At 57.0% G+C, this 12423-nt stretch carries 8 protein-coding genes; all 8 read left to right on the top strand.

Annotation, left to right across the window (positions count from 1 at the left end):
* The first annotated feature begins 106 nt into the window (after positions 1-106).
* The 8 genes from csrD (at position 107) to tldD (ending at position 12376) form a co-directional block, all read left to right on the top strand.
* Positions 107-2047, top strand: a complete 1941-nt coding sequence (gene csrD / locus LJA86_RS14850; protein ID WP_229226356.1) for an RNase E specificity factor CsrD — start codon at positions 107-109, stop codon at positions 2045-2047.
* A 281-nt stretch (positions 2048-2328) separates the two neighbouring features.
* Positions 2329-3372: a rod shape-determining protein MreB gene (gene mreB / locus LJA86_RS14845; protein WP_000913396.1), complete on the top strand. Its 1044-nt coding sequence runs from the start codon at positions 2329-2331 to the stop codon at positions 3370-3372.
* A gap of 62 nt (positions 3373-3434) precedes the next feature.
* Positions 3435-4451 (top strand): rod shape-determining protein MreC, encoded by a 1017-nt coding sequence (gene mreC, locus LJA86_RS14840; protein ID WP_032650442.1) that lies wholly within the window; start codon positions 3435-3437, stop codon positions 4449-4451.
* On the top strand, positions 4451-4939 hold the full coding sequence (gene mreD, locus LJA86_RS14835; protein ID WP_023309399.1) for a rod shape-determining protein MreD: 489 nt from the start codon (positions 4451-4453) through the stop codon (positions 4937-4939). Before mreC ends, mreD begins: the two co-directional genes overlap by 1 nt.
* 9 nt (positions 4940-4948) lie before the next feature.
* Positions 4949-5542, top strand: coding sequence for a Maf family protein (locus LJA86_RS14830; protein WP_045910135.1), 594 nt, complete (start codon positions 4949-4951; stop codon positions 5540-5542).
* The gene (gene rng, locus LJA86_RS14825) at positions 5532-7001 is read left to right on the top strand and encodes a ribonuclease G (RefSeq protein WP_008502847.1); all 1470 of its coding nucleotides are present in this window, start codon (positions 5532-5534) and stop codon (positions 6999-7001) included. Before LJA86_RS14830 ends, rng begins: the two co-directional genes overlap by 11 nt.
* 41 nt (positions 7002-7042) lie before the next feature.
* Complete coding sequence (gene yhdP, locus LJA86_RS14820; protein ID WP_229226355.1) at positions 7043-10846, top strand: AsmA2 domain-containing protein YhdP; 3804 nt, start codon at positions 7043-7045, stop codon at positions 10844-10846.
* An 84-nt stretch (positions 10847-10930) separates the two neighbouring features.
* Positions 10931-12376: a metalloprotease TldD gene (gene tldD / locus LJA86_RS14815; protein WP_045910133.1), complete on the top strand. Its 1446-nt coding sequence runs from the start codon at positions 10931-10933 to the stop codon at positions 12374-12376.
* The last annotated feature ends 47 nt before the right edge of the window (positions 12377-12423 follow it).

Genomic DNA, 12423 nt, shown 5'->3' with positions numbered 1-12423 from the left:
TTAACGCAATAAATTGCCAGATACACCCGATTTGGTAGTATGCCGCATTCGAAATGCAAGTTAGCGCTTACTCGCTACCCCATCAACCCACGGAGTAATCTCAAGGATGCGATTAACGACGAAATTCTCAGCTTTTATCACTTTGCTGACGGGGCTTACCATTTTTGTCACCCTTCTGGGCTGCTCTCTGAGCTTTTACAACGCCATTCAGGACAAACTGGTCAACCGGGTGCAGTCCGTCGCGTCGGTGATTGATACGCGTCTGCTGACGACGCCGCTACCGGCGCTCACCCGTGAGCTCGATGAGTTGATGGTACCTGTTGATATTGTTCAAATCGACATTCAGCAGGGAAAGCATCATGTGTTAAGCCATGAACGGCCGGGAGGTTATCGGCCTGCGGGCGTGGTGAGCCAGTACCGGGAAGTGACGGTGCATTCCCTGAAAAATCCGGGGATGACCATCCACATGGTCTACCTCGATCCGATGGCCAGCTATTTCCGTTCCATGATGACCACCGCGCCGCTCACCGTGGCGGTGGCGTTTATCGTCCTGCTGATCTTTCTCGCGGTCCGCTGGCTGCGTCGCCAGCTCTCCGGACAGGAGCTGCTGGAGATGCGCTCCGTGCGGATCCTTAACGGTGAGCGCGGCCCGCAGGTGCGTGGTTCCGTCCACGAATGGCCGTCACGCGCCAGCAGCGCGCTGGATACGCTGCTCTCGGAAATCCAGTTTGCCAGCGACCAGCGCAGCCGTATGGATTCGCTGATCCGCTCCTATGCCGCCCAGGATAATAAAACTGGCCTGAACAACCGCCTCTTCTTTGATAATCAACTCGCCACGCTGCTCGACGATTCGGAAAAAGTGGGGACGCACGGGGTGGTGATGATGATTCGCCTGCCTGACTTTGATCTCCTGCGCGATACCTGGGGACAGCGGGCCGCGGAAGAAAATCTCTTTACGCTGATCAACCTGCTCTCCACCTTTATTATGCGCTACCCGGGTGCGCTGCTGGCCCGCTATCACCGCAGCGACTTTGCCGTGTTGCTGCCGCACCGAACGCTGAAAGAGTCAGAAAGCATCGCCAGCCAGTTGCTGAAGGCGGTGGATGCGCTGCCGCAGAGCAAAATGCTCGACAGGGACGATATGGTCCACATGGGGATCTGCGCCTGGCGTGGCGGGCAATCGACAGAACAGGTGATGGAACATGCGGAAGCGGCCACCCGCAACGCCGTGTTGCAGGGCGCGAACGGATGGGCGGTGTATGATGACTCCCTGCCGGAAAAAGGGCGCGGTAACGTGCGCTGGCGAACGCTGATTGAGCAAATGCTGAGCCGCGGCGGACCGCGTATTTATCAAAAACCCGCGGTCATGAAAAACGGCAACGTTCACCACCGTGAACTGATGTGCCGTATTTTTGACGGTACGGAAGAGGTTATCTCGGCGGAATATCTGCCAATGGTCCTGCAATTTGGTCTGTCCGAAGAGTATGACCGCCAGCAAATTACCCGGTTAATTCCGTTTTTATCTTTCTGGCCGGAAGAGAGCCTGGCGCTGCAGGTCACCGTGGAGTCGTTAATACGCCCACGTTTTCAGCGCTGGCTACGTGATACATTAATGCAATGCGAAAAATCGCAACGCAAACACATTATTTTTGAACTTGCTGAGGCCGATGTAGGTCAACACATCAGCCGGTTACGTCCGGTGGTACGTTTGATCAATGCGCTCGGTGCGCGTGTCGCGGTGACGCAGGCAGGTTTAACGCTGGTCAGTACCGACTGGATTAAGGCGCTGGATGTGGAGTTATTAAAGCTACATCCAGGGCTGGTAAGGAATATTGAGAAGCGTACGGAAAACCAGCTGCTGGTACAGAGTCTGGTAGAAGCATGCAAGGGAACGCGAACACAAGTATTTGCTACGGGCGTGCGCTCCAGAGGGGAATGGCAGATGTTAACAGAGCGCGGTGTCATGGGTGGTCAGGGGGATTTTTTTGCTGCCTCTCAACCGCTTGACACCAACGTGAAAAAATATTTGCAAAGATACTCTGTTTGACCTGCCGTTTACGCTGTTTTCACGTAGAATATCGCGCCTGTAGCTTTGAGTATGTCGAGCAAAAAGCCAGTGAACGACCTTAACGGGTTACAAACGTCAGTGGGGAACGCTACTGTTTACTCAGCCCTGAGGGAGTCAGGGGATGATTTTGTAACATCAGGAAACGTACTGCACAAATTTTCACCGTTGCAGATGATTTTTGCGCCTTGTCGCTGCTGCGTGTGGTTGGTAAAGTAAGCGGATTTTGTTTTCCGCCCCAGCTTTCAGGATTATCCCTTAGTATGTTGAAAAAATTTCGTGGCATGTTTTCCAATGACCTGTCCATTGACCTGGGTACTGCGAATACCCTTATTTATGTAAAAGGACAAGGCATCGTATTGAATGAGCCTTCCGTTGTGGCCATTCGTCAGGATCGTGCAGGCTCGCCGAAAAGCGTGGCCGCTGTGGGTCATGACGCGAAGCAGATGCTGGGTCGTACCCCTGGCAACATCGCCGCTATTCGCCCAATGAAAGACGGCGTTATCGCCGACTTCTTCGTGACTGAAAAAATGCTTCAGCACTTCATCAAGCAGGTTCACAGCAACAGCTTCATGCGTCCAAGCCCGCGTGTTCTGGTGTGTGTGCCGGTTGGCGCAACCCAGGTAGAGCGTCGCGCAATTCGTGAATCTGCCCAGGGTGCTGGTGCGCGTGAAGTGTTCCTGATTGAAGAGCCAATGGCGGCGGCAATCGGTGCAGGTCTGCCTGTGTCTGAAGCGACCGGTTCCATGGTGGTGGATATCGGTGGTGGTACCACTGAAGTGGCCGTTATCTCTCTGAATGGCGTGGTGTACTCCTCTTCCGTACGTATCGGTGGTGACCGCTTCGACGAAGCCATCATTAATTATGTACGCCGTAACTACGGCTCTCTGATCGGTGAAGCCACCGCAGAGCGTATCAAACACGAAATCGGCTCTGCGTATCCGGGCGATGAAGTGCGTGAGATCGAAGTACGTGGCCGTAACCTGGCTGAAGGTGTGCCACGCGGTTTCACCCTGAACTCCAACGAAATTCTGGAAGCACTGCAGGAACCACTGACGGGTATCGTGAGCGCGGTAATGGTCGCGCTGGAACAGTGCCCACCAGAGCTGGCGTCCGATATCTCCGAGCGCGGTATGGTTCTGACCGGTGGTGGTGCGCTGCTGCGTAACCTCGACCGCCTGTTAATGGAAGAGACAGGTATTCCTGTCGTAGTTGCAGAAGATCCACTGACTTGCGTCGCCCGTGGTGGTGGCAAGGCGCTGGAAATGATCGACATGCACGGCGGCGATTTGTTCAGCGAAGAGTAGTCGAGTTTGAGAGGGTAGCAATTTGCTACCCTTTCTCTCTGACGCGAGAATACGCATAGCCTATGAAGCCAATTTTTAGCCGTGGCCCATCGCTACAGTTTCGCCTCATTCTGGCGGTTCTGGTTGCGCTTGGGGTCATTATTGCCGATAGCCGCCTCGGTACGTTCAGCCAGATCCGAACGTACATGGATACCGCCGTCAGTCCTTTCTACTTTATATCCAATGGTCCCCGTGAACTGCTCGACTCCGTTTCTCAAACGCTGTCTTCACGTGACCAACTCGAACTCGAAAACCGGGCATTACGTCAGGAACTGTTGCTGAAAAACAGTGAACTGCTAATGCTGGGGCAATACAAGCAGGAAAATGCGCGTCTGCGTGAACTGCTCGGCTCGCCGCTGCGTCAGGATGAGCAGAAAATGGTCACTCAGGTGATCTCCACCGTGAACGACCCTTACAGCGATCAGGTTGTGATCGACAAAGGGAGCGTGAACGGGGTGTATGAAGGTCAGCCTGTTATCAGTGATAAAGGCGTCGTGGGCCAGGTGGTTGCCGTGGCCAAACTGACCAGCCGCGTGTTGCTGATTTGTGATGCCACGCATGCGCTGCCGATCCAGGTACTGCGCAACGACATCCGCGTGATTGCGGCCGGGAATGGCTGTACGGATGACCTGCAGCTGGAACACCTGCCAGCCAACACGGATATCCGCGTGGGCGACGTGCTGGTGACCTCCGGTCTGGGTGGCCGCTTCCCTGAAGGCTATCCGGTTGCGGTGGTCTCTTCGGTGAAGCTGGATACGCAGCGTGCCTATACCGTGATTCAGGCGCGTCCAACCGCCGGTTTGCAGCGTCTGCGCTATCTGCTGCTGCTGTGGGGCGCCGATCGTAACGGGGCTAACCCGATGACGCCTGAAGAGGTGCATCGTGTGGCAAATGAACGCCTGATGCAGATGATGCCGCAGGTTCTCCCGCCTGCGGACTCCATGGGGCCGCCTGCGCCAGTCCCGGCGCCGGCAACCGGGTTAACGCAGCCGCTGCCGGATGCGCCGCCACCGCCTAAACTCTCTTCGGGAGGGCAGTAGTGGCAAGCTATCGTAGCCAGGGACGCTGGGTCATCTGGCTCTCGTTTCTCATTGCACTGTTGCTGCAAGTGATGCCCTGGCCGGATGACATTCTCGTTTTCCGGCCAAACTGGGTATTGCTCATTTTGCTCTACTGGATCCTTGCCCTGCCGCATCGCGTAAATGTCGGCACAGGTTTTGTGATGGGTGCCATACTGGATCTCATTAGCGGCTCAACGCTTGGCGTACGCGCCTTGTCCATGAGCATTATTGCGTACCTCGTCGCACTCAAATTCCAGCTCTTCCGTAACCTTGCGCTCTGGCAACAGGCCCTGGTTGTGATGTTGTTGTCGCTCGCTGCGGATATCGTTGTTTTCTGGGCAGAGTTTTTAGTGATCAACGTCTCTTTCCGACCGGAAGTGTTCTGGAGTAGTGTAGTAAACGGTGTGCTCTGGCCATGGCTGTTCCTGCTGATGCGTAAGGTTCGCCAGCAGTTTGCTGTGCAATAAAAGGTTTCTATGACGTCTTTGTATCTCGCTTCCGGCTCCCCGCGCCGTCAGGAACTCCTGACGCAGCTAGGGGTCTCTTTTGAACGCATCGTGACCGGCATTGAAGAAAAACGTGCTGAGGGCGAAAGTGCTCAACAGTACGTGTCACGTCTGGCGCGTGAGAAAGCGCAGGCGGGCGTGGCCAGTGTGCCACGCGATCTCCCTGTGCTGGGGGCAGATACCATCGTTATCCTGAACGGTGAAGTGCTGGAGAAACCGCACGACGCCGATCATGCAGCGCGCATGCTGCGCAAGCTGTCCGGACAAACGCATCAGGTGATGACGGCCGTCGCGCTGGCCGATCGCCAGCACGTGCTGGACTGCCTGGTGGTGACGGAAGTGACCTTCAGAGTACTTACCGACGACGACATCGCCGCTTATATTGCCAGCGGTGAACCGATGGATAAAGCAGGTGCATACGGTATTCAGGGGCTGGGTGGCTGTTTTGTCAGGAAGATTCATGGCAGCTATCACGCCGTAGTCGGCTTACCGCTGGTGGAAACGTATGAGTTGCTGAGCAATTTTAACTCACTGCGTGAGGGAAGGGATAATTATGACGGCTGAATTGTTGGTAAACGTAACGCCATCGGAAACCCGTGTGGCCTATATTGATGGTGGCATTCTTCAGGAAATTCATATTGAGCGTGAAGCGCGGCGCGGAATAGTAGGCAATATCTACAAAGGTCGTGTCAGTCGTGTACTACCGGGTATGCAGGCGGCTTTTGTAGATATTGGACTCGATAAGGCGGCATTTTTACATGCCTCCGATATCATGCCGCACACCGAGTGCGTCGCGGGCGAAGAGCAAAAGCAGTTTGCCGTGCGCGACATTTCTGAGCTGGTGCGTCAGGGACAGGATCTGATGGTGCAGGTGGTGAAAGATCCCCTCGGCACCAAAGGCGCCCGTCTGACCACCGATATCACCTTACCTTCCCGCTATCTGGTCTTTATGCCCGGCGCGTCGCACGTGGGCGTCTCACAGCGTATTGAGAGCGAAAGCGAGCGCGAGCGTCTGAAAAAAGTGGTCAGCGCCTACTGCGATGAACAGGGCGGATTTATCATCCGTACCGCCGCGGAGGGGATCAGCGAGGAGGACCTGGCGTCGGATGCGGCTTACCTGAAGCGCGTCTGGACAAAAGTGATGGAGCGTAAAAAACGCAACCAGACCCGCTATCAGCTCTATGGTGAGCTGGCGCTGGCGCAGCGCGTTCTGCGTGATTTTGCCGACGCGCAGCTCGACCGCATCCGCGTGGACTCTCGCCTGACGTATGAAGCGTTGCTGGAGTTTACCGCCGAATATATTCCGGAGATGCCAGGCCTGCTGGAGCACTACACCGGGCGTCAGCCGATCTTCGATCTCTATGATGTCGAAAACGAGATCCAGCGTGCTCTGGAGCGTAAGGTTGAGCTGAAGTCCGGCGGCTATCTGATCATCGATCAGACCGAAGCGATGACGACCGTCGATATCAACACCGGTGCGTTCGTCGGCCATCGCAATCTCGATGACACCATTTTCAATACCAACATCGAAGCCACGCAGGCCATTGCGCGCCAGCTTCGTCTGCGCAATCTGGGCGGCATTATCATCATCGACTTCATCGATATGAGTAATGAAGACCATCGTCGCCGCGTGCTGCACTCGCTTGAGCAGGCCCTGAGTAAAGATCGTGTGAAAACCAGCATCAACGGCTTCTCACAGCTGGGGCTGGTGGAAATGACGCGTAAGCGTACCCGCGAGAGCGTGGAGCATGTGCTGTGTAATGAATGCCCAACCTGCCATGGACGCGGAACGGTAAAGACGGTTGAGACCGTCTGTTACGAGATCATGCGTGAAATTGTACGTGTGCATCATGCCTACGACTCCGACCGTTTTCTGGTCTATGCTTCCCCTGCGGTGGCTGAAGCGCTGAAAGGCGAAGAGTCACACGCGCTGGCGGAAGTGGAAATCTTTGTCGGCAAACAGGTAAAAGTACAAATTGAACCGCTCTATAACCAGGAGCAGTTTGACGTCGTGATGATGTAAGCGCAGTACGCTGCGTGACGAATGCTGACAAGGAGAGATGCGTGAGGCGATTGCCGGGGATTTTATTGCTTACAGGGGCAACGCTGGTCGTGATTGTCGCGTTGCTCGTGAGCGGGCTACGCCTCGTTTTACCGCATCTGGACAGCTGGCGTCCGCAACTGCTGGCGAAAATCGAATCCACCACCGGCGTGCCGGTGAACGTCAGCCAGGTCAGCGCTAGCTGGCAGAATTTTGGCCCGACGCTCGATGTCCGGGATATCAACGCCAGCCTGAAAGATGGCGGCTACCTGAAAATCAAACGCGTGACCCTGGCGCTGGACGTCTGGCAAAGCCTGCTGCATCTGCGCTGGCAGTTTCGCGATCTCACCTTTTATCAGCTCCAGTTCCTGACCAATACGCCGCTGTCTGGCGGCGATAGCGGTCAGGGTCTTGAAGCCAACCGCTTCAGCGATCTTTTCCTCCGCCAGTTCGATCATTTCGATCTGCGCGACAGCGAAGTGAGCTTTATTACCCTTTCCGGCCAGCGCGCCGAGCTGGCGATCCCGCAGCTGACCTGGCTCAACGGTAAGGATCGGCACCGCGCCGAGGGGCAGGTCAATCTCTCAAGCCTGAACGGCCAGCACGGCGTGATGCAGGTGCGTATGGATCTGCGCGACGATGACGGCCTGTTAAATAACGGCAAAGTCTGGCTGCAGGCCGACGATGTGGACGTCAAGCCATGGCTGGGCGACTGGCTCCAGCAAAATATGCAGCTGGAAACGGCCCGCTTCAGTCTTGAAGGCTGGTTGACCCTGACGAAAGGCGAATTTGCCAGCGGCGATATCTGGCTCAAGCAGGGAGGCGCGAGCTGGAAAGGTGAAAACCAGCAGCATCAGCTTTCCGTCGATAACCTCACCGCGCACGTGACGCAGGAGAAAGAGGGCTGGCAGTTTGCCATTCCCGATACGCGCATCACGATGGACGGCAAGCCGTGGCCGCGCGGTGCGCTGACGCTGGCCTGGATGCCGGAGCAGGACGTTGGCGGCACGGCCAGTAAACGCAGCGACGAGCTGCGTATCCGTGCCAGTAACCTGGATTTGGCCGCTATTGAAGGGCTGCGCTCGATGGCGGCAAAGCTCTCTCCTGACCTGGGCGAGATCTGGCTGGCTACGCAGCCGAGCGGAAAGATTGATTCTCTGGCGCTGGATATCCCGCTTCAGGCGACGGAAAAAACCCGTTTCCAGGCGACATGGAAAGATCTTGCCTGGAAGCAGTGGAAGCTGCTGCCGGGTGCGGAGCACTTTAGCGGCAAGCTGGAAGGCAGCGTGGAGAACGGCAGGCTGACGGTTGATATGCACGACGCCAAAATGCCTTACGAGACGGTCTTCCGCGCGCCGCTGGAAATCGAACAGGGTAATGCAGTGCTTAACTGGCTCCGTAACGACAAGGGTTTCCAGCTCGATGGCCGGCATATCGACGTCAAAGCGAAAGCGGTGCATGCGCGCGGCGATTTCCGCTATTTGCAGCCTGAAGGGGATGAGCCGTGGCTGGGGATTCTGGCCGGGATCAGTACCGATGACGGCTCCCAGGCCTGGCGCTATTTCCCGGAAAACCTGATGGGGAAAGCGCTGGTAGACTATCTGAGCGGTGCGATCCAGGGCGGTCAGGCGGATAATGCCACGCTGGTTTACGGCGGTAATCCCCATCTGTTCCCGTATAAACATAATGAAGGTCAGTTCCAGGTTCTGGTGCCGCTGCATGACGCCACTTTCGCGTTCCAGCCGGGCTGGCCCGCGCTGAAAAACCTGGATATCGAACTTAATTTCCGCAATGACGGCCTGTGGATGAAGTCCGACAGCGTGGCGCTGGGCGGCGTGACGGCCAGCAACCTGACGGCCAACATTCCGGACTACTCCAAAGAGAAGTTGCTGATTGATGCCGACATCAACGGTCCCGGCAAGGCGGTGGGACCGTACTTTGAGGAGACCCCTCTCAAAGAGTCGCTGGCCGCGACGCTTCAGCAGCTCCAGCTTGATGGTGATGTGAATGCTCGCTTACATCTTGATATCCCGCTGGACGGTGAGATGACCACCGCGAAAGGCGACGTCCGTTTGAAGAACAACAGTCTGTACATCAAACCCCTTGAGAGCACCCTGAAAAATCTCAGCGGGCAGTTCAGCTTTGAGAACGGTAACCTGAAGAGCGAGCCGCTTACCGCCAGCTGGTTTAATCAGCCCGTGAATATCGACTTCACGACCACAGAGGGTGAAAAGGCGTATCAGGTGGCCGTCAATCTCGACGGCAACTGGCAGCCAGCGCGAATGGACGTCCTGCCGAAGCCGATTGAGGCGTCCGTGGAGGGCGCGGTCGCCTGGAAAGGTAAAGTTGCAATAGACCTGCCTTATCACGCGGGCGCGCAGTACAAGGTCGACATCACGGGCGATCTGAAAAACCTTCACAGCCAGCTGCCTGCGCCGCTGGATAAACAGGCCGGACAGCCGCTGCCGGTGAAGCTGAACGTGGATGGCAATCTGAACAGCTTCGCGCTGACCGGCAGCGCGGGCGGGACGAACCACTTCAACAGCCGCTGGTTGCTTAACCGCAAGCTCACCCTCGACAAAGCCATCTGGACGACGGATAGCCGCTCCACGCCACCGCTGCCGGAGCAGGCGGGCATTGAGCTGAATCTTCCGCCGATGGACGGTGCAGAGTGGCTGGCGCTGTTCCAGAAAGGCGTTGGGCAAAACGTCGATGAAACCGCCCAGTTCCCGCAAGCCATTACCGTACGCACGCCGTCGCTGATGCTCGGCGGGCAGCAGTGGAACAACCTGAGCATCGTCTCACAGCCTGGCGCTAACGGTACGAAGGTGGAAGCCCAGGGCAGAGAGATCAACGGTACGCTGACCATGCGCAATCACGCGCCGTGGCAGGCGGCGATCCGCTACCTCTACTACAACCCGGCAAGCGCCGCGAGCGGGAAAGACAAACCGGCTGCGACGTCGCCGCTGAGTCAAATCTCCCGCGTCGATTTTAGCGGCTGGCCCGATCTCCAGCTGCGCTGTGCAGAGTGCTGGCTGTGGGGGCAGAAATATGGCCGCATCGACGGTGATTTTGCCATCCAGGGAAACACGCTTACGCTCTCGGGCGGCCTGGTTGATACCGGCTTCGGCCGCATGACGGCGGGCGGGGAATGGGTGAATAATCCGGGCGAGCAGCGGACGTCCCTCAAGGGCGACATTAAAGGCAACAAACTGGATGCAGCAGCCAATTTCTTTGGCATCAGCACGCCGCTGCGCGGTTCATCATTTGACGTTAATTACGATCTTCACTGGCGCGACGCACCGTGGAAGCCGGATGAAGCCTCGCTGAACGGCATTCTGAAAACCCACTTCGGCAAAGGTGAGATCGCCGACGTGAGCACGGGGCGCGCCGGGCAGATCCTGCGCCTCCTCAGCTTTGATGCGCTGCTGCGCAAGCTGCGCTTCGATTTCAGCGATACCTTCAGCGAAGGGTTCTACTACGATTCCATCCGCAGTACGGCGTGGATCAAGGACGGCGTTCTGCATACGGACGATACGCTGGTGGATGGCCTGGAAGCGGACATTGCCATGAAAGGTTCCGTTAACCTTGTGCGCCGCGAGCTGGATATGGAAGCCGTGGTGGCACCGGAAATTTCCGCGAGCGTGGGCGTTGCGGCGGCCTTTGTGGTGAACCCGATTGTCGGTGCGGCGGTGTTTGCCGCCAGCAAAGTGCTGGGGCCGCTGTGGAGCAAGGTCTCCATTCTGCGCTACCGCATTACCGGTCCGATCGATAAACCGCAGATTAACGAGGTGCTGCGCCAGCCGCGCAAAGATGCACAGCAATGATTTGACGTGGGCAGGTAATTGCCTCACTCTCAATAAATACGATCTTTATACCGCCACGGGCGGCAACGAACGAGTAGCAATACGATGAGTCTGAACCTGGTAAGTGAACATTTGCTCGCAGCGAACGGCCTGAGCCATCAGGACCTGTTCTCCATTCTTGGTCAACTGACCGAACGCCGTCTCGACTACGGCGACCTTTATTTCCAGTCGAGCTATCACGAATCCTGGGTTTTAGAAGACAGCATCATCAAAGATGGCTCTTACAACATTGACCAGGGCGTCGGCGTCCGCGCCGTCAGCGGCGAGAAAACCGGTTTTGCCTATGCGGATCAGATTAGCCTCGCCGCACTTGAGCAGAGCGCGCAGGCGGCGCGCACCATTGTGCGTGATACCGGTGATGGACGTGTGAAAACGCTGGGAGAAGTGCAGCACTCTGCGCTCTATACCAGCATCGATCCGCTGCAGAGCATGAGCCGTGAAGAGAAGCTGGATATCCTGCGTCGCGTGGACAAAGTCGCCCGCGCGGCGGACAAACGCGTGCAGGAAGTTTCTGCCAGCCTGAGCGGTGTGTATGAACTGATTCTGGTGGCGGCAACGGACGGCACCCTGGCGGCTGATGTCCGTCCGCTGGTGCGTCTCTCCATCAGCGTGCAGGTCGATGAGGACGGCAAACGCGAGCGCGGCTCAAGCGGCGGCGGCGGTCGTTTTGGCTATGACTGGTTCCTGGGCGACGTTGACGGTGAAGCGCGCGCTGACGCGTGGGCAAAAGAAGCCGTGCGCATGGCGCTGGTGAATCTGAATGCCGTCGCGGCACCGGCGGGGTCATTTCCGGTTGTGCTGGGTGCCGGCTGGCCGGGCGTGCTATTACACGAGGCGGTGGGCCACGGTCTGGAAGGCGATTTTAACCGTCGCGGGACGTCCGTGTTCAGCGGTCAGATCGGGCAACTCGTCTCCTCTGAGCTGTGTACCGTGGTGGATGACGGCACCATGCTTGATCGTCGTGGCTCGGTGGCTATCGACGATGAAGGTACGCCAGGTCAGTACAATGTGCTGATTGAAAATGGCGTGCTGAAAGGCTACATGCAGGACAAACTCAACGCGCGCCTGATGGGCGTCGCGCCGACGGGCAACGGACGCCGCGAATCTTACGCGCACCTGCCGATGCCGCGCATGACCAACACGTATATGCTGCCGGGCAAATCCACGCCGCAGGAGATTATCGAATCCGTTGATTACGGTATCTTTGCGCCAAACTTTGGCGGTGGCCAGGTGGACATCACCTCCGGTAAGTTTGTCTTCTCTACCTCAGAAGCGTACCTGATTGAGAAGGGCAAAGTGACCAAAGCGGTGAAAGGTGCGACGCTGATTGGCTCCGGTATTGAAGCCATGCAGCAGATCTCGATGGTCGGTAACGATCTGAAGCTGGATAACGGCGTGGGCGTCTGCGGTAAAGAGGGCCAGAGCCTGCCGGTGGGCGTGGGCCAGCCAACGCTGAAAGTGGACAACCTGACGGTAGGCGGCACTGCCTGACCTGAATGGGCATAAAAAAATGGCGCTACTGATGTAGCGCCTTTTTT

Origin of the sequence: Enterobacter sp. TCD1-1, from assembly GCF_020567405.1 — a bacterium.
In the GTDB taxonomy this organism is placed as follows: Bacteria; Pseudomonadota; Gammaproteobacteria; order Enterobacterales; family Enterobacteriaceae; genus Enterobacter; species Enterobacter quasiroggenkampii.
Note: the sequence above shows the minus strand (reverse complement) of the source record. Positions and strands in the feature narration are given on the sequence as shown.